This is a genomic window from Merdimmobilis hominis (assembly GCF_900104615.1).
Lineage (GTDB): Bacteria > Bacillota > Clostridia > Oscillospirales > Ruminococcaceae > Merdimmobilis > Merdimmobilis hominis.
Map to the genome: position 1 here is coordinate 90,735 of NZ_LT629939.1, position 20,002 is coordinate 110,736.

At 57.0% G+C, this 20,002-nt stretch carries 25 protein-coding genes and 1 other annotated feature; of the genes, 3 read left to right on the forward strand and 22 right to left on the reverse strand.

All coding sequences use genetic code 11. The features are described 5' to 3' along the window. Positions 1-27 precede the first annotated feature (27 nt). From BQ5353_RS13355 to BQ5353_RS00480, 3 genes are all read left to right on the forward strand, one after another. On the forward strand, positions 28-162 hold the full coding sequence (locus tag BQ5353_RS13355; RefSeq protein ID WP_267888270.1) for a hypothetical protein: 135 nt from the start codon (positions 28-30) through the stop codon (positions 160-162). Between the two features lie 14 nt (positions 163-176). Further along, positions 177-338, forward strand: coding sequence for a hypothetical protein (locus BQ5353_RS13140; RefSeq protein ID WP_162838187.1), 162 nt, complete (start codon positions 177-179; stop codon positions 336-338). Between the two features lie 199 nt (positions 339-537). Then, entirely contained in the window at positions 538-1,728 is a 1,191-nt protein-coding gene (locus BQ5353_RS00480) for a winged helix DNA-binding domain-containing protein (protein ID WP_071427082.1), read from the forward strand. A 231-nt stretch (positions 1,729-1,959) separates the two neighbouring features. Here the strand turns inward: BQ5353_RS00480 and tyrS are convergent, their stop codons facing one another. The 22 genes from tyrS to BQ5353_RS00585 all read right to left on the reverse strand — a co-directional run bounded on the left by tyrS (position 1,960) and on the right by BQ5353_RS00585 (position 19,928). Then, positions 1,960-3,186: a tyrosine--tRNA ligase gene (gene tyrS, locus BQ5353_RS00485; RefSeq protein WP_054331207.1), complete on the reverse strand. Its 1,227-nt coding sequence runs from the start codon at positions 3,184-3,186 to the stop codon at positions 1,960-1,962. Positions 3,187-3,269: 83 nt separating this feature from the next. Continuing rightward, positions 3,270-3,524: a binding site (T-box leader), on the reverse strand. A gap of 23 nt (positions 3,525-3,547) precedes the next feature. After that, on the reverse strand, positions 3,548-5,233 hold the full coding sequence (gene recN / locus BQ5353_RS00490) for a DNA repair protein RecN (RefSeq protein ID WP_071427083.1): 1,686 nt from the start codon (positions 5,231-5,233) through the stop codon (positions 3,548-3,550). 10 nt (positions 5,234-5,243) lie between these two features. Then, positions 5,244-5,699, reverse strand: a complete 456-nt coding sequence (locus BQ5353_RS00495) for an arginine repressor (RefSeq protein WP_054331206.1) — start codon at positions 5,697-5,699, stop codon at positions 5,244-5,246. Between the two features lie 4 nt (positions 5,700-5,703). Further along, the gene (locus tag BQ5353_RS00500; RefSeq protein ID WP_054331205.1) at positions 5,704-6,561 is read right to left on the reverse strand and encodes an NAD(+)/NADH kinase; all 858 of its coding nucleotides are present in this window, start codon (positions 6,559-6,561) and stop codon (positions 5,704-5,706) included. A 2-nt stretch (positions 6,562-6,563) separates the two neighbouring features. Continuing rightward, complete coding sequence (locus BQ5353_RS00505; protein WP_082398533.1) at positions 6,564-7,376, reverse strand: TlyA family RNA methyltransferase; 813 nt, start codon at positions 7,374-7,376, stop codon at positions 6,564-6,566. Further along, on the reverse strand, positions 7,373-9,238 hold the full coding sequence (dxs, locus tag BQ5353_RS00510; RefSeq protein ID WP_407657149.1) for a 1-deoxy-D-xylulose-5-phosphate synthase: 1,866 nt from the start codon (positions 9,236-9,238) through the stop codon (positions 7,373-7,375). The genes BQ5353_RS00505 and dxs overlap by 4 nt, the downstream gene beginning before the upstream one ends. 26 nt (positions 9,239-9,264) lie before the next feature. Beyond that, positions 9,265-9,771: a divergent PAP2 family protein gene (locus BQ5353_RS00515; RefSeq protein ID WP_071427084.1), complete on the reverse strand. Its 507-nt coding sequence runs from the start codon at positions 9,769-9,771 to the stop codon at positions 9,265-9,267. 23 nt (positions 9,772-9,794) lie between these two features. After that, complete coding sequence (locus BQ5353_RS00520) at positions 9,795-10,682, reverse strand: polyprenyl synthetase family protein (RefSeq protein WP_054331202.1); 888 nt, start codon at positions 10,680-10,682, stop codon at positions 9,795-9,797. Then, on the reverse strand, positions 10,675-10,893 hold the full coding sequence (xseB, locus tag BQ5353_RS00525; protein ID WP_054331201.1) for an exodeoxyribonuclease VII small subunit: 219 nt from the start codon (positions 10,891-10,893) through the stop codon (positions 10,675-10,677). Before xseB ends, BQ5353_RS00520 begins: the two co-directional genes overlap by 8 nt. Then, on the reverse strand, positions 10,890-12,104 hold the full coding sequence (xseA, locus tag BQ5353_RS00530) for an exodeoxyribonuclease VII large subunit (RefSeq protein WP_071427085.1): 1,215 nt from the start codon (positions 12,102-12,104) through the stop codon (positions 10,890-10,892). Before xseA (BQ5353_RS00530) ends, xseB begins: the two co-directional genes overlap by 4 nt. Beyond that, positions 12,101-13,036, reverse strand: coding sequence for a tRNA (adenosine(37)-N6)-threonylcarbamoyltransferase complex transferase subunit TsaD (locus tag BQ5353_RS00535; protein ID WP_071427086.1), 936 nt, complete (start codon positions 13,034-13,036; stop codon positions 12,101-12,103). The genes xseA (BQ5353_RS00530) and BQ5353_RS00535 overlap by 4 nt, the downstream gene beginning before the upstream one ends. A gap of 5 nt (positions 13,037-13,041) precedes the next feature. Then, the gene (gene nusB, locus BQ5353_RS00540; protein ID WP_071427087.1) at positions 13,042-13,455 is read right to left on the reverse strand and encodes a transcription antitermination factor NusB; all 414 of its coding nucleotides are present in this window, start codon (positions 13,453-13,455) and stop codon (positions 13,042-13,044) included. Positions 13,456-13,613: 158 nt separating this feature from the next. Next, the gene (locus BQ5353_RS00545; protein ID WP_054331196.1) at positions 13,614-14,009 is read right to left on the reverse strand and encodes an Asp23/Gls24 family envelope stress response protein; all 396 of its coding nucleotides are present in this window, start codon (positions 14,007-14,009) and stop codon (positions 13,614-13,616) included. 245 nt (positions 14,010-14,254) lie between these two features. Continuing rightward, positions 14,255-14,467 (reverse strand): SpoIIIAH-like family protein, encoded by a 213-nt coding sequence (locus tag BQ5353_RS13145; protein WP_083386294.1) that lies wholly within the window; start codon positions 14,465-14,467, stop codon positions 14,255-14,257. After that, positions 14,365-14,940: an exodeoxyribonuclease VII large subunit gene (xseA, locus tag BQ5353_RS00550; protein WP_071427088.1), complete on the reverse strand. Its 576-nt coding sequence runs from the start codon at positions 14,938-14,940 to the stop codon at positions 14,365-14,367. The genes BQ5353_RS13145 and xseA (BQ5353_RS00550) overlap by 103 nt, the downstream gene beginning before the upstream one ends. Then, positions 14,937-15,872, reverse strand: coding sequence for a tRNA (adenosine(37)-N6)-threonylcarbamoyltransferase complex transferase subunit TsaD (locus BQ5353_RS00555; RefSeq protein WP_071427086.1), 936 nt, complete (start codon positions 15,870-15,872; stop codon positions 14,937-14,939). The genes xseA (BQ5353_RS00550) and BQ5353_RS00555 overlap by 4 nt, the downstream gene beginning before the upstream one ends. Before the next feature lie 5 nt (positions 15,873-15,877). Continuing rightward, positions 15,878-16,291, reverse strand: coding sequence for a transcription antitermination factor NusB (gene nusB / locus BQ5353_RS00560; protein WP_071427087.1), 414 nt, complete (start codon positions 16,289-16,291; stop codon positions 15,878-15,880). 158 nt (positions 16,292-16,449) lie between these two features. Further along, positions 16,450-16,845, reverse strand: a complete 396-nt coding sequence (locus BQ5353_RS00565; RefSeq protein WP_054331196.1) for an Asp23/Gls24 family envelope stress response protein — start codon at positions 16,843-16,845, stop codon at positions 16,450-16,452. 245 nt (positions 16,846-17,090) lie between these two features. Further along, on the reverse strand, positions 17,091-17,627 hold the full coding sequence (locus BQ5353_RS00570) for a SpoIIIAH-like family protein (RefSeq protein ID WP_054331195.1): 537 nt from the start codon (positions 17,625-17,627) through the stop codon (positions 17,091-17,093). Positions 17,628-17,696: 69 nt separating this feature from the next. Then, positions 17,697-18,260 carry a hypothetical protein gene (locus BQ5353_RS00575; RefSeq protein WP_054331194.1) on the reverse strand — a complete coding sequence of 188 codons (564 nt, stop codon included), beginning with the start codon at positions 18,258-18,260 and terminating at the stop codon, positions 17,697-17,699. Then, positions 18,208-18,750 carry a stage III sporulation protein AF gene (locus tag BQ5353_RS00580; protein ID WP_054331193.1) on the reverse strand — a complete coding sequence of 181 codons (543 nt, stop codon included), beginning with the start codon at positions 18,748-18,750 and terminating at the stop codon, positions 18,208-18,210. The genes BQ5353_RS00575 and BQ5353_RS00580 overlap by 53 nt, the downstream gene beginning before the upstream one ends. Continuing rightward, positions 18,750-19,928, reverse strand: coding sequence for a stage III sporulation protein AE (locus BQ5353_RS00585; protein ID WP_071427089.1), 1,179 nt, complete (start codon positions 19,926-19,928; stop codon positions 18,750-18,752). Before BQ5353_RS00585 ends, BQ5353_RS00580 begins: the two co-directional genes overlap by 1 nt. Positions 19,929-20,002: the final 74 nt, after the last annotated feature.

Sequence of the window (20,002 nt, forward strand, 5' to 3'; positions counted from 1 at the left end):
CGGGAATTCTAATCCTGAGGTGATTGTATGCCGAAGGACAGCCAACCCGATAAAAAAGAGGTCCGCCTGAAAAAATGCAATGGGCAGACCCCGCTGACCCGGGAGAACCAAAACCAGAATAAAAACGCAAAAAAACAGTCGATCAAACGCGGTGACGTGTAAAGGAGGGAATACCCATGGCAAAGGCAGGTATGCGCCGCCCAGATCCCAAGGAACCCCACGGGACAGAAAGCAACCACAAGACCCACATCCCGAAAAATGACGTCCCTCCGGTGCCGGAGATTCAGGGCAAGGCGAAAACCACAAAGGAAAAAGCCAAACCCATTACCGAGAAATAACCCTCGGTATCAGGAGCCCACGGCCCTTTAAAGCTCCCCTGTCTGTGAGAAAACCACAGGCTAGGGAGCTTTGCTTTTTGCAGTAAAATTAGCTATAATAGCGGTGGATACTCGCTTGGATTTCCTTTCCCGCCTCGCTGCGTGGGCGTTTTTTACAGCACAAGAAACAAGTACAGCATGGAAAGACATAGGTGACCATATGGACGTTACAGCAAAACAAATCCGAGGCTTCCGCCTGCGGGCCCATCACCTGGATCAAAAGCTCCCGGCCGGGGCGGTCGTCGAGGCGGCAGGTGCCTGTGGCATGCAGAACTCGCCCCCCGGCGCATGGGAAACCGCCATGATGAACCGTCTGGAAGGCTGTACTCTGCCCCGTTTATGGGACGCCCTATACCAGGAGAAAAGCCTGCTGCAAGCTTGGAGCTTCCGGGGCGCCCCTGTGGTGTTCCCCACTGGGCAAAGCGAGGTGTTCCTCACCCCGCTCATCGCCCAGAATGGGGAAGATCCCTGGGTGTACACTCTGGGCATCTCAGGGGCCCTTGACTACCTGGAAATGCCCTTTGACGACCTGTTGGGGCGGCTCAAAGAGGTCATTGGGTACCTGGATACCCACACCGTCAAAAGCAAAGAGGAGTTGGACCGCACCCTGGCTGGCCTTATAGAGCCGGGCCTCCCCCAGGAGAAACAGGCCCTTTGGCGGGCGCCTTCCATGTACGGCAGCCCGGGAAAACAGACCGTGGGAGGGGCCGTTGTCTCCTTCCTGCTGCGGCCCTGCTCTTTCTCCTCCCTTGTGGTGTTCGGCCGGCGGGAAGGCATTCACCCCACCTTTACCTCCTATCAAAACTGGGTTGGGCGCCCTCCTCTTCCCCTGCCGGATGGGGAAAAGGAGTTGGTTCGCAAATTCCTGCGCGCCTACGGCCCAGCCACCTTGAACTCCTTTGCCAGCTGGCTAGGTTGTTCCCAGAAGCAGGCTCGCCGCCTGTGGGATACCATCGCAGACGAACTGGCCCCGGTCTCGGCGGAGGGCAAGACCTGCTTTCTTTTAGCAACAGAGGAAAAAATATTGGCTTGTTCCCAGCCGGATGAGGACCAGCTCCTTCTTCTGGGGCCTCACGACCCCTACCTGGATATTCGGGACCGGGGCATCCTGTTGGAGGGTAAATCCCTGCAAAAAGAGGTCTGGAAAACCGTTGCCAACCCCGGCGTCATCCTCAAAGGGGGGCGGGTCGCCGGCATCTGGAGAACTAAGACGCTCAAAGACAAACTGGATGTCTCAATGGTGCTTTTTGAGCCGATGTCTTCACAAGAGCGGAAGAAATTGAATGCCCTTGCACAAGAGTACGCAGCTTTCCGCCAGATCAAACTGAGGAACTGCACCATCGAGGGCTGATGGCCAAGCGCTGCCGGCTTGAGCAGACGCTGCCATGCTGGACAAAGCTCCCCGGCGATTCGGTTGGTTTAATCCAATCCATCGCCAATAGCACCCTTTGGGGGCATTTCTCACAGGGGGAGATACCTGCCTTCGAGATGGATTCTTCTCATAAATGAGGGGGCATCCCTTCTGCCTTACACAAAAAAGGAGCGGGAATTCCCGCTCCTTTTCCCTTTGCTGGGTCAAAAATCAACCCAAAAGGACTTTATGGAACACCTTTTTACCCTTTTTTAGGATGACATGGCCCTTCTCAAACTGTCCCTTTTCCACCGCCGCAGCGATGTCAGTCACCTTCTCATCATCCACCGAGATACCGCCCTGCTGCACCAGCCGGCGGGCCTCCCCTTTGGAGGGGGCGAGGCCGGTTTTCACCAGCAGATCCAGCACACCAATTTTGCCGTCGGTAAGGTCCTCCTCGGCAATGGCAGTGGAGGGCATGTTTTCACTGCTACCGCCTCCGACGAACAGGGCTTTGGCCGCATCCAGGGCTTTTTTCGCCTCTTCTTCCCCGTGGACCATCTTGGTCAGCTCAAAGGCCAGCATCTCCTTGGCGGTATTGAGCTGGCTGCCCTCCCAATTTTCCATGGCCTCAATTTCCTCAATGGGGATGAAGGTCAGCAGTTTCATGCAGTTGATGACGTCGGCATCATCCACATTGCGCCAGTACTGGAAGAAGTCGTAGGGGGAGGTCTTGTTGGGGTCGAGCCACACAGCGCCGGACTGGGTTTTGCCCATCTTCTTGCCCTCGGAATTGAGCAGCAGGGTGATGGTCATGGCGCTGGCATCCTTGCCAAGCTTTTTGCGGATCAGCTCGGTGCCCGCCAGCATGTTGGACCACTGGTCATTGCCGCCGAACTGAAGGTTGCAGCCATATTTCTGGAACAGCGCATAGAAGTCATAGGCCTGCATGATCATGTAGTTGAATTCCAGGAAGGAGAGGCCCTTCTCCATCCGCTGCTTGTAGCACTCAGCCCGCAGCATGTTGTTGACCGAGAAGCAGGCGCCCACTTCACGCAGCAGCTCCACATAGTTCAATTCCATCAACCAATCGGCGTTGTTGACCATCAGGGCTTTGCCTTCCGAGAAATCAATGAACCGGCTCATCTGCTTTTTAAAGCAGCCGCAGTTGTGCTGGATGGTTTCAGGGGTCATCATCTGGCGCATGTCGGTGCGGCCGGAGGGGTCGCCTACCATGCCGGTTCCGCCGCCGATGAGGGCGATGGGCCGGTTGCCCGCCATCTGGAGCCGTTTCATCAGGCACAGGGCCATAAAGTGGCCCACATGGAGGCTGTCGGCGGTGGGGTCAAAACCGATGTAAAAGGTGGCTTTTCCGTTGTCGATCAATTCCTTGACGACCTCTTCGTCGGTGACCTGGGCGATGAGCCCGCGGCGCTGGAGTTCTTCGTAGACTGTCATAGTTTCATTTCTCCTTTTCCAATTCTGCATCCGGAGTTCAGCGCAAAAAGGCGACAAAAAAGCCCTCCATTGGGCTGAACCCAATAGAGGGCGTGTAAAACGCGGTACCACCTCTAATTCACCCCGCCATCGCTGTGCGGAGCCTCACCCAGTGCCCCAAACCTTGGGATACCGGTTCGCGATAACGGGCGTACCCGGCCAGATCCTACTGCCTACAAAAAGGGTTCAGACGGCGGCTCAAAGAGGTATTCACACTGCTGCGCCACGCTTTTTTCCACCGGCCAAAAGCTCTCTGAAGAGGCGGGATACAGGCTACTTGTTCTTTTCATTGCCGTTGAAAGATAGTATAATGCAGGTTTTTTTATTTGTCAAGGGGGCGTTTCTCCCCGCTGGCGAGGGTCAGCATCTCCCGGGCGTTTTGCAGGGAGATTTCGGTGATGTTCTCCCCGCCGATGATCCGGGCCAGTTCCTCCACCCGCTGCCGCTGGGTGAGGGGCAAAACGTTGGTGTAGGTGCGGTCGCCTCTCACCTCTTTTTGAATGAGAAGGTGATGATCTCCATAGGCGGCCACCTGGGCCAAATGGGTCACACAGATCACCTGGCGGTGTTCTGCCACCTGCTTGAGCTTGCGCCCAATTTTTTGAGCTGCCCGGCCAGAGACGCCGGTGTCCACCTCATCGAAGATCAGGGTGCCAACCTCATCTTCGCTGGCCATGACATTTTTGATGGCCAGCATTACCCGGGAAATCTCGCCGCCAGAGGCGATTTTCGCCAACGGCTTAGGCGGCTCCCCGGGGTTGGTGGAAATCAGCAGCTCCAGATCGTCCTGCCCCATGGGTCCAAGTGCCTTTTCCCGATGCGAAAAAGTCAGGGTGACACTGGGCATATCCAGTTGGATCAACTCCCCCCGGACTTCCTGGCAGAGGCGTCCAGCGGCTTTAAGGCGGGCTTTGGTCAACTCGTCCGCCAGGGATTTGGCCTTGGCCTCCAACGCCTGTTTTTGGGCCTCCAGCTGGGCGGTGCGCTCCTCGGAAAGGGTGATTCCCTCCAGTTCCCCGCTGGCCTTCTGCTGAAAGGCCAAAATTTCTTCCACTGTAGAGCCGTACTTTTTCTTCAGCCGGTATAGGGTGTCCAGCCGCTGCTCGATGGCGTCCAGTTCCTGGGGATTGTACTCCATCTCCTCCAGGGCATCCCGTGCAGAGGCAGCGTACTCTTCCAGTTCGTAGCGCATTTCCTGAGCGCGGCCCGAAAATTCCCCAAAGCCGTCCAGGTAGGCACCCGCTTCCCCAAGGCCGCCGATTACCTGGTCTAGGAGTTCAAGAAGCCCTTCCCCATCCTCCCCGGTGAGGATGCTGTACACCCGCGCCAGGGAATCGGAGATCTTCTGGGCGTTTTTAATGATCCGTTTCCGGCTGTCCAGCTCCTCTTCCTCCCCCAAGCGGAGGCCAGCCTCTTCAATCTCCCCAATCTGGTATTGGAGCAGATCGATCCGCCGGGCCTTTTCCGCCTCGTCCAGGTTGCTGGAGGAGAGTTCTTCCCGCACTTGACAGAGTTCCCGGTAAACGCCCTGGTATTCCCGCAACTGGCCATTCAAGAGGCCGAACCCATCCACAAAGCCGATGTGTTTGTCCGCTGCCATCAGCTGGTGGGTATCCTGCTGGCCATGGATGTTGATGAGGCTTCCCCCCAACTCCCGCAGCAAGGCCGCTGTAGCAGGGCGTCCTCCGATTTTACAGCTGCTTTTGCCGTCCAGCCCGATCTCCCGGGAGAGGAGCAATTCCCCGTCCTCCAGCGGAAATCCCAACTCCTCCGCCAGAGCTAAAACCCGGGGTGGGAGGCCGGTGAACAGAGCGGAAACCAGGGCCTTTTTCTCCCCGGTCCGGATGATATCCTTGGAGGTACGCTCCCCCAGCACCGCGTTGATGGAATGGATCAGGACGCTTTTGCCCGCACCGGTTTCGCCGGTGAACACATTGAGCCCTTTGGCTAGGTCAATGGAAGCCTCTTGGATCACCGCAACGTTGCGAATGTACAGCTGTGCAAGCATACAGAATCACCTACTTTTCCAAAAGCTGGGAGAGCTGGGCGACAAACTCTTCGGCGTTTTCGCTGTTGCGCATCAGGATAAAAATAGTGTCGTCCCCTGCCAAGGTTCCCACCACTCCGTTCCAGTGGATGGAATCCAGGGCGGCACAAGCGGCATTTGCCAAGCCGGTGTAACATTTGACCACCACCATATGGCCGGCGCAGTCCACCTTGATCACCGATTCGGTGAAGATGGTGTGAAATTTGAGGGACATGTCCACTGTGCCCTCTTTGGCGTTGACGGCATAATGGTACCGCCCGTCAGGGGATTGGGTCTTGATCAGCCGCAGTTCCTTGATGTCCCGGGAAACGGTGGCCTGGGTCACCTTGAATCCACATTCCTGCAAGCGGTTTTGCAGTTCCTCCTGGGTGTCGATGGCGTAGCTTTCAATCAGCTCCAATATCTTGGCATGTCGCTTGGCTTTCATCCTGTTACCCCCTAAACATCAGCTTTTGGTTTAATATCTCATAAAAATCCTTGTCGGGAAGGGAGACAAAGGGAACATACACATCCCCTCCGGTGATGACCAACCGGTCCTCGGTTTTGAGGACAGCCACATTCTCCCCATCCACTGCCACATGGATCTCCGCCTCATTGTTCACCTGGCGGGACTGGGCGGTAATCCGTTTGTCCGGCGCAAACAAGATGGACCGGTCAAACAGGGAGTGGGGGCAGATGGGGGTCATGGAGATGCTGTCCAGCACCGGGTCAATGATCGCCCCGCCCGCGGAAAGGGCATAGGCTGTAGAGCCGGTGGGAGTGGAAAAGATCACCCCATCCGCCCGGTAGCTGATCACTGTTTTGCCGTTGCAGGAGATGTCAATGTCTACAATTTTGGCCAAGGTAGGGCGGGAGATCACCACATCGTTCAGGGCGTAGTACTGTTCCGCCGGTCGGTTGGGCCCTGTCACCTCCGCTTTGAGGAGCATCCGCTGTTCCACTTGGTAGCTGCCGGAAAGAATTTCCGGAAGGCGGTGGAGCTCACTGGACTCCAGCTGTGCTAAAAACCCAAACCGGCCTACATTGATCCCCAAAACGGGCTTGGATGCAGGAAGGGTCAGCATCGCCGCATGGATGATGCTGCCATCCCCGCCGATGGCAAGGACCATGTCACATTGGTGCATCAGCTCCGCCGAGGGGCCAAAAATGGCAGAAACCCCCGGGAACTCCGGTTCCAGCTCCTGGGGGAGAAGGGCGGTGCAGCCGCAGTCCCGAAGGATATTGGCCACCTGGCAGGTGCAGTCCGCCGCATGCTCTTTCAGCAGATTGGGGACGATGAAAATGGTCATCACTACTTCCTCCCGCTTTCCAGCTCCCGGTGGGATGCGGCTACCACCACCTCCATCACCTCTTGGGTCACCCGGTTTTCCCCCTCCCCTTTTTGCAGGCAGAGGAGGTATTCGATGTTGCCTTCCGGCCCTTTGATGGGGGAAAAGTCCAGCGCCACTGTGCAGAAGCCATTTTCCTCTGCAAATCCCACCACCTTTTGGATGACCTCCAGGTGGATTTCCGGCTCCTTGACCACCCCTTTTTTGCCCACTTTCCCTTTGCCCGCTTCAAACTGGGGCTTGACCAGGCAGACCAAGCATGCACCGTCTTTGAGGAGGCGGCAGGCCACCGGCAGGACCAGGGTCAGGGAGATAAATGAGACATCGATGGAGATGAAATCGATGGGGTCGGGCACCTGTTCTTCGGTGACATAGCGGATGTTGGTCCGTTCCAGGTTGACCACCCGGGGATCGTTGCGCAGCGTCCAGGCCAGCTGGCCGTAACCCACGTCGATGGCATAGACCTTTACTGCGCCATTTTGCAGCATGCAGTCGGAAAAGCCCCCAGTGGAGGCCCCAATATCGCAGCAGATTTTGCCGGTCAGATCCAAATGGAACTGGGCCATAGCCTTTTCCAGCTTTAAACCGCCCCGGCTAACGTATTTGAGGGTTTCCCCGCGGATTTCAATGGTGTCCTCCGCCGAAACATCGGTTCCGGCTTTGTCGGATTTCTGGCCGTTGACATAAACCTGCCCGGCCATGATGATGCTTTTGGCCCGTTCCCGGCTGGGGACCAATCCCTGTTCCACCAGCGCGATGTCCAACCTCTTTTTCACAGCGATTCTCCTATGATGGTATTGGCGATCCCCTGGGCATCCAGTCCCAGGCTGTGCAGTGCGCTGGGGATAGACGCTTGGGGTACAAATTGATTTTCAATGGCCCGCAGCGTAAATTTGCCGCGGTAGCCCCGCTCCACAAGGCGGGAAGCAAGGTGCTCCCCAATGGAGCCGGAGCGGATGCCTTCTTCTACAAATAACACCTCTTGATGGCTGCTGACAAGGGCGAGTACCTCCTCCGAGAGGGGGAAAATCTTAGTCAGCGCCAGCAGGGAAACCTTCTTCCCCTGCCCTTTTAACAGCTCCACCGCCTGGGCGGCCTCAGCTGACAAACGTCCATAGGTGACAATGAGGGTCTCCCCGCCACCGTAATAGCTGTAATCCCCACCCTGATCTGGGTATCCCGGCGGGAAAGCGGGTTCTCCGCCGCGGGGATACCGGACAGCCACCACTCCGGCATCCTCATAGAGGGCAGATCTCAGGCAGCGGGTCAGCTGCCGAAAGCTAGCCGGGGAGTAAATAATGATCCCGGGGATGGATGACAGCATGGCGACGTCAAACACCCCTTGGTGTGTCTCCCCGTCGTCCCCGACGATGCCAGCCCGGTCCACCGCCAAAACAATGTGTTTTTGTTCGATGGAAGCGTCGTGGAGAACCTGGTCATAACTCCTCTGTAGAAAGGTGGAGTACACCGCAAACACCGGAAGCATGCCGTTGGCTGCAAGGCCGCAGGAGAAGGTGACCGCATGGGATTCGGCAATGCCCACGTCAAAGAACCGTCCTTGGGGGCGGAACTCCTGGGCAAAGCCGTCCAGGCCAGTGCCATCCTGCATAGCGGCGGTGATGGCGCAGATGCGTTTGTCTTCCCGGGCCAGGCAGGTGAGCTCCCTGCCAAACACCGAGGAGAAGTTCTCCCCTCCCTTTTTGAGAGGTTCCCCGGTTTTGATCTCGAATTTAGAAACCCCGTGGAAAGCGCCGGGATTGCGCTCTGCCGGGGAATATCCCTTGCCCTTGGTGGTCTCAATATGTACCAGCACCGGCATATGAAGGGATTTTGCCCGCTCTAGCACCTCACAAAGGCTATCCACGTCATGGCCGTTGACCGGTCCCAGGTATACGTAGCCGAAATCCTCAAAAAAGTTGCTGTGGTATAAGAGCTGTTTGAATGCGGATTTGGAGGCGGAGATGGAATCCCGCAGCTTCTCCCCCACCACTGGGATTTTTTTCAGGGTGGATTCGGTGAAGTCCTTCACCTTAAAATACTCCGGCTTGGATCGAATCACCGCCAGGTATTTGGCCAGGGCCCCCACATTTTTGGAGATGGACATCTCGTTGTCGTTGAGGACGATGATCAGGTTGTCCCGGCTCCGGCCGGCGTTGTTCATCCCCTCATAGGCCAATCCGCTGGTAAAGGCGCCGTCGCCGATCACCGCCACCACATGGCCATCGTCCCCTTGGAGCCGCTTGGCGGTCACCAGTCCATAAGCTGCGGAGATGGAGGTGCTGGAATGGCCGGCCAAAAAGGCGTCGTGTTCGCTTTCCTGGTGTTTGGGGAACCCGGAGAGGCCCCCTTCCTGCCGCAGGGTGGAGAACCGGTCCCGCCGGCCGGTGAGCAATTTGTGGGTATAGCTTTGATGCCCCACATCCCAAACGATCTGGTCATGGGGACTCTCAAACACCCGGTGGAGGGCCACAGTCAATTCCACGGTGCCCAGGTTGGATGCCAGATGCCCTCCGGTCCGTGACAAAGTGGAAACCAGTTCCCGCCGGATCTCCCGGCAAAGGGCCGGAAGCTCCTGAGGCGTTAACTTTTTGATGTCACTTGGCTGATGGATGGTATCCAGCACTGAAGTTGGCTTCACAAACCCCATCCTCCTTGCTTGCAAAATTAAAATACAGGGATCAGCACTGCCACCAAAATGCCCAACAGTGCTCCGCCCAGCACTTCCAGCGGGGTGTGCCCCAGGAATTCCTTGAGTTCTTTGGGTTCGGGTTCCTCCAGATCCGAATCGGTTAACTCCTGATCCAGGTTGAAATCCTTCCAAAAATCTTCCCCAAATAGTTTGAAGCTGAAGATCATTTTGTTGAGGACTTTGGCCTGCTCCCCTGCCGCCCGGCGCACCCCCATGGCATCGTACATCACGATGCCGGCCAAGGTGAGGGCTAAGGCGAATTCCGGGGAGGCAAACCCCATCTTACGGGACATCCCCACCGCAATGGAACAGACGAGGGCCGAATGGGCGCTGGGCATCCCGCCGGAGCCCACCAGCCGTTCCGCCCGGAAGGTATTGGTGTCCAGATAGTAGAGCAAGGTCTTGAGCACTTGGGCGGACAGCCAAGCGACAAAGGCCACGTCAATCAGGTAATTGCTGGTCAGAAATCGTAGTGTTTCCATGGTTCACCATTTCCCTTTTTCCATTAAAATTGGCGAACTGCCAGGGAATCCGCCAAGGAGCACAAGAAACCGCAGTCCCAATCCAGCCCCAACAGGGCGGATTTGGCCGCCTCGGTGATCCGCAAAGCCTCCTGCTTGGCGCCTTCCAGCCCGAGAAGGGTCACATAGGTGGTTTTATGATTATCTGCATCGCTGCCGACGGGTTTGCCCAGCAGGGCTTCATCCCCCACAGCATCCAGAATGTCATCGGTGATTTGAAAGGCGAGGCCCAGGTTCTGAGCGTACCGATCGGCAGCTTCCTCCTGCTCTGGGGATGCCCCTGCTGCAATGCAGCCAAGACGGGCTGCCGCACGGATCAGCGCGCCGGTTTTCATTTTGTGGAGGAGGGCCAAAGTCTCCCGGTCGATGGAGGTATCTTCATGTTCAATATCCACCACCTGGCCGCCGATCATCCCATAGGTTCCAGCGGCTTTGGAAAGCTCCTGAACCGCCCTCAGCTGCCGCTGGGGGGGAAGTTCCAAAATGGGCCGGGAAGCGGTTTCAAAAGCATAGGTCAACAGGCCGTCCCCAGCCAGGAGGGCAATTGCTTCCCCATAGGCGATATGGCAGGAGGGTTTCCCCCGCCGCAGGTCGTCGTCGTCCATACAAGGCAGGTCATCGTGGATCAAGGAATAGGCGTGGATCATCTCCAGTGCCGCAGCAAAGGGGAGCGCTGCCTCAGGCTTTCCGCCGCAGAGGCGGCAAAACTCCAGCACCAGTATAGCCCGAAGCCGCTTCCCACCCGCCAGCAGGCTGTACTGCATAGCGTCCAAGACGCTGTGCTGGATGCAGTCTGCACTGGGCAGAGAGGTCTCCAAGTACCCCTCCACCAACCGTTTATAGTCTGCCTTTGTTTCTTCAAACCTAGTCATCTTCCCTCTCCTTCGCCGGTTGTTTCGGCTCGGACAGCTGCTCGATCTTCAATTTGGCATCGGTCAGCTTTTTATCGCAGAATGCGGCCAGCTCGGTTCCCTCCTGGAAGAGCTTTAAGGTCTCGTCCAGTGTGGCGGTGCCCTCCCCCAATCGGGCGACAATCTCCTCCAAACGGGCCATGGCCGCTTCGTAACTCAAATTCTTTTTCATGATGGGATTTCTCCTTTTTTGGCCAGCACCTGGGAGGCCAGTTCACCGCCTGCCAATTTGGTGGTGATAATATCCCCCGGGGATGCTTCCCCCGGGTCACGCAGGATGTCTCCATCTTTCAAGGTGATGGAATACCCCCGGGCTACGACCTTCAAGGGGCTGTAGGAATCCAAAAGAGCAGCATATTTATGCAGATCCCGCTGCATGTCATCCAGCTTTTTTCCGGTGGATTCCATTGCTAATTCTACCAAATTTTTCAGCTCTTGTCTATTTTGTTCCAAGGTTTTTTCAGGGGAGACCCGGGAAAATTCCTCCAGAAGCAGTCCAAAGCGGCTCTGCCTAGCCTCCAACCCATCTATAGTATATCTATACAAAGCGCTTTTCAGCGCCGTTTGCTGCAAAATCAGCTGTTCGACACTTGGGGAAGCCAGCTCTGCCGCCGCCGATGGGGTGGGGGCCCGCAGATCCGCGGCAAAGTCACAGAGGGCGAAGTCCACCTCATGGCCCACTGCCGAAATCACCGGGATGGCGGATTCATACACCGCCCGAACCACCGCCTCCTCGTTGAATGCCCAGAGGTCTTCCAGAGAGCCGCCTCCCCGCCCTACAATGAGGACGTCACAGGCCCTTTGCCGGTTCATCTCCCGGATTCCCGCCACAATGGAGGGCGCCGCCTCCCTCCCCTGGACCACCGCATCGGCCACCACTAGGGTACCGATGGGGTACCGGCGGGAGAGGACGTTGACAATGTCTTTAAGGGCCGCCCCGGACAGAGAGGTCACCACCCCGATCCGCGCGGGGAAAGCGGGAATGGGCCGTTTGTGGCCGGGGTCGAAGAGCCCTTCCGCTTCCAAGCGGCGTTTGAGCTGCTCATAGGCCAAGGCCAGGGCGCCAATCCCCTCCGGCTGCATGTCGGTGACATAGAGCTGGAAACTGCCGTCCCGCTCATAGAGGGAAACCGAGCCCCGCACCAGCACCGAAAGGCCGTCCTCCGGGGTGAAGCGCAAAAACTGGGCGTTGCCTTTAAACATGACACACTTCACCGCCGCATCCCGGTCCTTGAGGGTGAAATAGCAGTGCCCAGATTTCAAGTGGCGCACAAAGTTGGAGACTTCCCCCTTGACGTAAACTTCCTGGAGCAAAGGATTTTCTTCCAGAAGGGATTTGACATACCGGTTGAGCTGGGATACCGTCAACATGTTTTGATTCATAACGCACCATCCCGTATGGCTGCCAGGACCGAGACCCCGGCCGCGTTGTCCGCCGAAAAGGCCGGCTGGGCAAACTGGCCGCCGTACCGCTTGGAGATGTCCTCCCGGATGATGGAATTGGACATCACACCGCCAGCGTAGATCAAAGGCAAATCCCCTTGGCTGCGCAGGGCATTTTCGGTCATTTTAGCCACCACTGCCCGGATGTAATCCAGGCAATACCGGGCGATGTCGCAGGGGGCTTCCCCGTCCCGCAGCATCTTCTGGCATTTGTTTTCCAGCCCGGAGATGGAGGGGTTGTCCCCCTGGAAGGGCGGCTTGATCTTATATACTTTTGTGGAGGCGAGGGCCAACTGTTCCAGTGCGGGGCCCGCCGGGAACGGAAGCCCCAGCATGCCGCCCACCCGGTCCACCGCCTGCCCAGCTTTCAAATCAGAGGAGGTGGCTAAAAGGGTGATGCCCAGGGTGTAGGTCTCATCCGGCTGGCACAGGAGACAGTCGGTGGTTCCGCCGGAGAGATGGAAAGCGATAAACGGCTCCCGGTATAAGGGGATCTGCCCGGTGGAATAAAGGGCCGCCATCACATGGCCCGCCTGGTGGGAAACCGGGTATTTGGGGACCCCCAGTGCCGCGGCAACCGAAGATGCAACAACATCGCCCACAAGAAAGCAGGGCATGTAAGAGCCCTCCTGATCCCGTGGACGTGTGGAAACCCCCACCCCGCAGATGGGGTAGGCTTGGTCGAGCAGCTCTTCCAGCAAGGGAGCCAATTGCTTGACATGACTAAAAACGGCGTCGCTCTGCCTTAAGCCCAACGCGCCGTCCTTGACCGGCAAAAGCTGTTTCTTCTGCCGGATTTCATTTGTGCCGCTGTTGTACAGCGCCGCCGAGGTGGTGTAATTGCTGGTATCGATACCTAGATAGTATGGCATGCGCCTTACTCCTCACCCTCGCCTTGTTCTTTGCTGTGGACGTAAGCGCCCAAAAGGCCGTTGATAAAGGACGCATCGTCCTCGCTGGCAAATTTTTTGGCCAGCTCCACCGCCTCGTTGATGGTCACGCTCACCGGGATGTCCTCCATCCCGTCGATCTCACAGATGGCCAGCCGCAGGATCGCCAGGGTCACCTTGGGCAGCCGGTTGATGTTCCATTTGATGGAGTATTTCTGGATCACCTGGTCGATGGCGTCCAGCCGCTCAAAAGCCAAGGCGGCCAGGCGGCGGGCGAATTCGTCCACCTCAATCTGCCGGCCTTCGGTGGCCTGGGCGATCATCTCCTCGATGGGCTCCTCCCGGAAGGACCGCTCAAAAATCAGGGTAAACGCTTGTTCCCGGGCTTCACTTCTTTTCATCCTTTTTGGCCTCCGCTGCAAATAATTGATACGTCATGGGCAAAAAAACAGACCCTCCCGCCCCGCAGGAGGGTTGCATTTTTCCAGCCCGCGTTTGGCGAGACAAAACAGCCCAAACAGGGCCATAGATTCACCTGCAAAGGCGAACTGCCGGGAAGTTATTCCTCCTCGGCTGCCTCAATGGGGGCGGCCTCCGCCTTGGGTTCGTCAAAGGCGATGCCAGCCACCTGGATGTTCACTTTGGAAACCGCGATTCCGGTCATATTCTGCACCGCCTCTTTGACGGCGGCCTGAATCTTCTCAGACACCTCGGGGATTTTGTAGCCGTATTTGAGGATGACGTGGATGTCGATGACGGCGACGTCGTCGTTCAGGTCGATGACAATGGATTTTGCGGTCTGTTTTTTCATCAGCCAGCCTTTGATGTTGGTTGTAAAAGGAGCCAGATCGGCGACGCCGGCAATCTCCTTGGTGGCAAAGCTGGTAATTGTGGCGATGACATCCTTCGAGATCCGCAAACTGCCCACAGGCTGCCTGGATTCGTTGTTCTGCATAGGTTCGCCCTCCTTGTGTAGTAAAAATCCGCGGCGATTCCGCGGGGCCTTGGCCGGTGGCCCCCTGTTCAGCGGGGGAAGCCCACCGGTTCCATACAACAAAACAATTCTACCACGGTCGCAGGCGGCTGTGGTAGAATCGCCTATTTTGTGGAAGGCTGCCCGGTGTGAAAGACGCTTCTTTTACACCAAAAGGCGCGCCGACGGCCTTGTTGTTATTATACCATATTTTTCTCGGTACACAACTAGTTGATTTCCACAATTGAAATATTTTTATCATCGACGCCGGTTTCCCGCACAATGATGTCTTTGATCTGGGCGGCTTCGTTGGAGAGGAGGCCGTTTGTCTTCACAATCACGTCCACCCGCTCGGTGTCGTAATAGACCATGCACTCGCTGAAGCCTTTGGATTTGACCAGATTTTCAATCTTGCCTTCGGTCTCAATGGATTTGGCCAGCTCCGCTGCCTGCAGGGCGAGTTCAGCTTTCTGGTCGNGGTCACCACCCCGATCCGCGCGGGGAAAGCGGGAATGGGCCGTTTGTGGCCGGGGTCGAAGAGCCCTTCCGCTTCCAAGCGGCGTTTGAGCTGCTCATAGGCCAAGGCCAGGGCGCCAATCCCCTCCGGCTGCATGTCGGTGACATAGAGCTGGAAACTGCCGTCCCGCTCATAGAGGGAAACCGAGCCCCGCACCAGCACCGAAAGGCCGTCCTCCGGGGTGAAGCGCAAAAACTGGGCGTTGCCTTTAAACATGACACACTTCACCGCCGCATCCCGGTCCTTGAGGGTGAAATAGCAGTGCCCAGATTTCAAGTGGCGCACAAAGTTGGAGACTTCCCCCTTGACGTAAACTTCCTGGAGCAAAGGATTTTCTTCCAGAAGGGATTTGACATACCGGTTGAGCTGGGATACCGTCAACATGTTTTGATTCATAACGCACCATCCCGTATGGCTGCCAGGACCGAGACCCCGGCCGCGTTGTCCGCCGAAAAGGCCGGCTGGGCAAACTGGCCGCCGTACCGCTTGGAGATGTCCTCCCGGATGATGGAATTGGACATCACACCGCCAGCGTAGATCAAAGGCAAATCCCCTTGGCTGCGCAGGGCATTTTCGGTCATTTTAGCCACCACTGCCCGGATGTAATCCAGGCAATACCGGGCGATGTCGCAGGGGGCTTCCCCGTCCCGCAGCATCTTCTGGCATTTGTTTTCCAGCCCGGAGATGGAGGGGTTGTCCCCCTGGAAGGGCGGCTTGATCTTATATACTTTTGTGGAGGCGAGGGCCAACTGTTCCAGTGCGGGGCCCGCCGGGAACGGAAGCCCCAGCATGCCGCCCACCCGGTCCACCGCCTGCCCAGCTTTCAAATCAGAGGAGGTGGCTAAAAGGGTGATGCCCAGGGTGTAGGTCTCATCCGGCTGGCACAGGAGACAGTCGGTGGTTCCGCCGGAGAGATGGAAAGCGATAAACGGCTCCCGGTATAAGGGGATCTGCCCGGTGGAATAAAGGGCCGCCATCACATGGCCCGCCTGGTGGGAAACCGGGTATTTGGGGACCCCCAGTGCCGCGGCAACCGAAGATGCAACAACATCGCCCACAAGAAAGCAGGGCATGTAAGAGCCCTCCTGATCCCGTGGACGTGTGGAAACCCCCACCCCGCAGATGGGGTAGGCTTGGTCGAGCAGCTCTTCCAGCAAGGGAGCCAATTGCTTGACATGACTAAAAACGGCGTCGCTCTGCCTTAAGCCCAACGCGCCGTCCTTGACCGGCAAAAGCTGTTTCTTCTGCCGGATTTCATTTGTGCCGCTGTTGTACAGCGCCGCCGAGGTGGTGTAATTGCTGGTATCGATACCTAGATAGTATGGCATGCGCCTTACTCCTCACCCTCGCCTTGTTCTTTGCTGTGGACGTAAGCGCCCAAAAGGCCGTTGATAAAGGACGCATCGTCCTCGCTGGCAAATTTTTTGGCCAGCTCCACCGCCTCGTTGATGGTCACGCTCACCGGGATGTCCTCCATCCCGTCGATCTCACAGATGGCCAGCCGCAGGATCGCCAGGGTCACCTTGGGCAGCCGGTTGATGTTCCATTTGATGGAGTATTTCTGGATCACCTGGTCGATGGCGTCCAGCCGCTCAAAAGCCAAGGCGGCCAGGCGGCGGGCGAATTCGTCCACCTCAATCTGCCGGCCTTCGGTGGCCTGGGCGATCATCTCCTCGATGGGCTCCTCCCGGAAGGACCGCTCAAAAATCAGGGTAAACGCTTGTTCCCGGGCTTCACTTCTTTTCATCCTTTTTGGCCTCCGCTGCAAATAATTGATACGTCATGGGCAAAAAAACAGACCCTCCCGCCCCGCAGGAGGGTTGCATTTTTCCAGCCCGCGTTTGGCGAGACAAAACAGCCCAAACAGGGCCATAGATTCACCTGCAAAGGCGAACTGCCGGGAAGTTATTCCTCCTCGGCTGCCTCAATGGGGGCGGCCTCCGCCTTGGGTTCGTCAAAGGCGATGCCAGCCACCTGGATGTTCACTTTGGAAACCGCGATTCCGGTCATATTCTGCACCGCCTCTTTGACGGCGGCCTGAATCTTCTCAGACACCTCGGGGATTTTGTAGCCGTATTTGAGGATGACGTGGATGTCGATGACGGCGACGTCGTCGTTCAGGTCGATGACAATGGATTTTGCGGTCTGTTTTTTCATCAGCCAGCCTTTGATGTTGGTTGTAAAAGGAGCCAGATCGGCGACGCCGGCAATCTCCTTGGTGGCAAAGCTGGTAATTGTGGCGATGACATCCTTCGAGATCCGCAAACTGCCCACAGGCTGCCTGGATTCGTTGTTCTGCATAGGTTCGCCCTCCTTGTGTAGTAAAAATCCGCGGCGATTCCGCGGGGCCTTGGCCGGTGGCCCCCTGTTCAGCGGGGGAAGCCCACCGGTTCCATACAACAAAACAATTCTACCACGGTCGCAGGCGGCTGTGGTAGAATCGCCTATTTTGTGGAAGGCTGCCCGGTGTGAAAGACGCTTCTTTTACACCAAAAGGCGCGCCGACGGCCTTGTTGTTATTATACCATATTTTTCTCGGTACACAACTAGTTGATTTCCACAATTGAAATATTTTTATCATCGACGCCGGTTTCCCGCACAATGATGTCTTTGATCTGGGCGGCTTCGTTGGAGAGGAGGCCGTTTGTCTTCACAATCACGTCCACCCGCTCGGTGTCGTAATAGACCATGCACTCGCTGAAGCCTTTGGATTTGACCAGATTTTCAATCTTGCCTTCGGTCTCAATGGATTTGGCCAGCTCCGCTGCCTGCAGGGCGAGTTCAGCTTTCTGGTCGGCGTCCAAAGTGGAGTCGGAGAGCATGGTCTTCAAGGTTTCCACCGCTTCATCCCTGGATTTGGTTCGGGTGATCTTCGCCTCGGCGAAGTAGGCTTCCCCATCGCCGATATCCAAGGGGGATTCCACATACTGGGCGTCGCCGTAATTTTTGGTTTCACTCATTTTGCCGGTGAGGACAAAGTCGTTGCCACCGTCCGCGTAAATCCAATTGAGATACACTGCAATCCCAAGCCCGAGCACCAGCGCCATTAAAATTATCTGTCTTTTGCCAACGATCATATTCATTCCCGTTTCCTCCTATGCTGTTTTGCGTATATTGATTGATGGCGGGTTCTCCCGCTAAAAATCCGGTTGTTATTTCAGCTTGGTGACGCACACCTTGTTGCTGGGGATATCCAGGGAGGTGGTGACCACGTTTAATACCCGCTGTTCCACCACGATGTTCCCCGCCCCTTCACAGACCACCACAACCCCCTTAACTTTGGGTTGTTTTTCGGTTTTGAGGAGGGCTTCCCGCTTGCCGCTGCCGCTGTCCACCAGGATATAGCTTTGTTCTGTCTGGTCCTTTTCCTGCACCCGCTTGGTATCGGTGCCATCGTAGTCCTTGGTGCTGTCAGTGTTTTTCTTTTCGGCCTGGGCGTATACGTACTCTACTCCGCTCTCCAGGGTGATCATCACCTTGGCCTTGCCCACCCCTTCTACGCTGCTCACCGTCTCCAGTAGGCGCTGCTCCAGCATGGCCTGGTATTGTTCGCTGTTCCACTCGCCACCCGGCGCCTTTGCCGCTGGCTCCTTCTCAAAAAAGCTGGAAAAGAGGATCAAGGCCATACCCAGCAGGCCGGCGAATACAATTAGTTTAGTCTTTTTATCCCCCTGCCACAAAGGGCTCAGGCGTTCCTTCATCCCCTTCAGGTTCATTCGCCTCATTCCTTTCGTATTGAATGTCCGGGGCCTCGCCCAACAGATCCTTGATCCGCTGGACAGCCTCCCCTTCCCGTTCCCGGTCGCTCTCCTGGAGCACCAGGATGAGTTCACTAATTTCTATGCGGCTTTTGTCCACAGCATGTATGGTTATCTGAATTTTGCTGGGAAAAATCCCGATTTCCTCCAAAGAATCCCGCGCCTCTCGGCGCAAATCCTCCTGTGCCCTGCCAATAGCCCGTTCCTCCTGCCCCTCGGCCAGCCGCCTGGCGATCTCGTCGGCTTTAGCCTGGGCGGTGGACTGAGGGATTTCCGCCAGTTCTGGGACGCGCAACACCAGGGGAGAAAAGAGGCAACAGAGGAAAAAGACACTCACTGTCATCCGCATCACCCGGCCAGCCCCCGCATTGGGGATGAGAACTTGTATCATCCCGCAGGCGATAGCCGCCGCACAAAGGGAATAGCCCCATTCCCGTATACCGTCCATTATGTACCCCCCATTACCAGCATGATGGATGTGGAGATGATCACCAGCAGCGCAAAACAAAACACAATGGCGATCAAAAGCCCCAGGACCGACGCGCAGGCCCGCAGCACGGTGGAGAGCTGCCGTGTCCCCAGAAGGTCCCCCGCCAGCGACGCCAGGTGAACCATCAGGTACCAGGCAGTGGTTTTCAGAAGCACTGGCAGGAAGGTCACCGCGGCGACTAAAATGCCGAAGCCCCCCAAGGTGGTCTTGAGTAGCCGGATACACCCTTGTGCCGCTAAATACGCGTCGGAAAGAGCTCCCCCCACCACTGGAATAAAGCTTCCGATGAGGAATTTTGCTGTCTTGGCAGTGACTGAATCGGCGCCGCTGGCCACCACGCTTTGGATGGAGAGGAGCCCCACAAAAATGGAGAGCAGAAGCCCCATCGCCCAAGTGACCAGGGATTTGAGGGAGGACGCCGCTGAAGTGATGTGCAGTTCCGGGGCGGCGCTGCCCACCAGGCAGAAGGCCAAGTACACCCCTAGGCAGGGGACGATCACCGCCGACATCACCCGGCTGAGCACCTGGCAGGTGCCAAAGAGGAACAGGTTGTAGGTGGTGGCGGTGACCGGCTGCCCTCCCGCTGTGAGCACCCCGGCGAACGCCGGGATAAAGGAGATCAAAAAGAGGGAGCAGTCCCGCACCGCCTGGGCGGCCTGGGTGATGCACCCAATAATGGGGTCGGCCACTGCCGCTGCTACCGTCAGCACCGCCACCGTTCCAAAAACCGGGGTCAAGGCCCCATCCCAAAAGGCGGTTTTGGTGGTCTCCAGAAAGGCGAGCAGCAGTACCGCCGCCAAGATCGTCCCCATGGTGGCAACCGGCTTTTTGATCTGGTCCTTGAGATAAGCCCACCCGATCTGAAAAAACTTTCCTGGTTCCAAGGACAAGAGGGTTTCAGGGGAGATCTCCTCGATGCCGAATTCCTCCAGCAGCTGCTGGGTCTCGCTTGGAAGTTGGCCATAAAGCTCTTCCGCCCCAATCTCCTCCAGCTCCTCGGTTATGTCATATTCTATCTCGTCGCCCCAAGCGGAAACTGTCAAAACCAAGAGGGCCATGCCCCCGACGAACAATTTCCACAGGGCCTGTTTCCAGGGTATTTGTGGGGGCGCGCCCCCTTTTTCATGCCGCGTCATCTTCATCGTCCGCCTTTTTCATCGATCACGGCGGGATTTCGCCTTCCTCCTATAGGGAGAACAAGCTCCCCGCC

What these genes read in the sequence shown, in the direction of transcription:
- BQ5353_RS13355 (WP_267888270.1), top strand. Translation starts at nt 28, where the DNA reads ATGCCGAAGGACAGCCAACCCGATAAAAAAGAGGTCCGCCTGAAAAAA.
- BQ5353_RS13140 (WP_162838187.1), top strand. Translation starts at nt 177, where the DNA reads ATGGCAAAGGCAGGTATGCGCCGCCCAGATCCCAAGGAACCCCACGGG.
- BQ5353_RS00480 (WP_071427082.1), top strand. Translation starts at nt 538, where the DNA reads ATGGACGTTACAGCAAAACAAATCCGAGGCTTCCGCCTGCGGGCCCAT.
- tyrS (WP_054331207.1), bottom strand. Translation starts at nt 3,186, where the DNA reads ATGACAGTCTACGAAGAACTCCAGCGCCGCGGGCTCATCGCCCAGGTC.
- recN (WP_071427083.1), bottom strand. Translation starts at nt 5,233, where the DNA reads ATGCTTGCACAGCTGTACATTCGCAACGTTGCGGTGATCCAAGAGGCT.
- BQ5353_RS00495 (WP_054331206.1), bottom strand. Translation starts at nt 5,699, where the DNA reads ATGAAAGCCAAGCGACATGCCAAGATATTGGAGCTGATTGAAAGCTAC.
- BQ5353_RS00500 (WP_054331205.1), bottom strand. Translation starts at nt 6,561, where the DNA reads ATGACCATTTTCATCGTCCCCAATCTGCTGAAAGAGCATGCGGCGGAC.
- BQ5353_RS00515 (WP_071427084.1), bottom strand. Translation starts at nt 9,771, where the DNA reads ATGGAAACACTACGATTTCTGACCAGCAATTACCTGATTGACGTGGCC.
- BQ5353_RS00520 (WP_054331202.1), bottom strand. Translation starts at nt 10,682, where the DNA reads ATGACTAGGTTTGAAGAAACAAAGGCAGACTATAAACGGTTGGTGGAG.
- xseB (WP_054331201.1), bottom strand. Translation starts at nt 10,893, where the DNA reads ATGAAAAAGAATTTGAGTTACGAAGCGGCCATGGCCCGTTTGGAGGAG.
- xseA (WP_071427085.1), bottom strand. Translation starts at nt 12,104, where the DNA reads ATGAATCAAAACATGTTGACGGTATCCCAGCTCAACCGGTATGTCAAA.
- BQ5353_RS00535 (WP_071427086.1), bottom strand. Translation starts at nt 13,036, where the DNA reads ATGCCATACTATCTAGGTATCGATACCAGCAATTACACCACCTCGGCG.
- nusB (WP_071427087.1), bottom strand. Translation starts at nt 13,455, where the DNA reads ATGAAAAGAAGTGAAGCCCGGGAACAAGCGTTTACCCTGATTTTTGAG.
- BQ5353_RS00545 (WP_054331196.1), bottom strand. Translation starts at nt 14,009, where the DNA reads ATGCAGAACAACGAATCCAGGCAGCCTGTGGGCAGTTTGCGGATCTCG.
- BQ5353_RS00555 (WP_071427086.1), bottom strand. Translation starts at nt 15,872, where the DNA reads ATGCCATACTATCTAGGTATCGATACCAGCAATTACACCACCTCGGCG.
- nusB (WP_071427087.1), bottom strand. Translation starts at nt 16,291, where the DNA reads ATGAAAAGAAGTGAAGCCCGGGAACAAGCGTTTACCCTGATTTTTGAG.
- BQ5353_RS00565 (WP_054331196.1), bottom strand. Translation starts at nt 16,845, where the DNA reads ATGCAGAACAACGAATCCAGGCAGCCTGTGGGCAGTTTGCGGATCTCG.
- BQ5353_RS00570 (WP_054331195.1), bottom strand. Translation starts at nt 17,627, where the DNA reads ATGAATATGATCGTTGGCAAAAGACAGATAATTTTAATGGCGCTGGTG.
- BQ5353_RS00575 (WP_054331194.1), bottom strand. Translation starts at nt 18,260, where the DNA reads ATGAACCTGAAGGGGATGAAGGAACGCCTGAGCCCTTTGTGGCAGGGG.
- BQ5353_RS00580 (WP_054331193.1), bottom strand. Translation starts at nt 18,750, where the DNA reads ATGGACGGTATACGGGAATGGGGCTATTCCCTTTGTGCGGCGGCTATC.
- BQ5353_RS00585 (WP_071427089.1), bottom strand. Translation starts at nt 19,928, where the DNA reads ATGACGCGGCATGAAAAAGGGGGCGCGCCCCCACAAATACCCTGGAAA.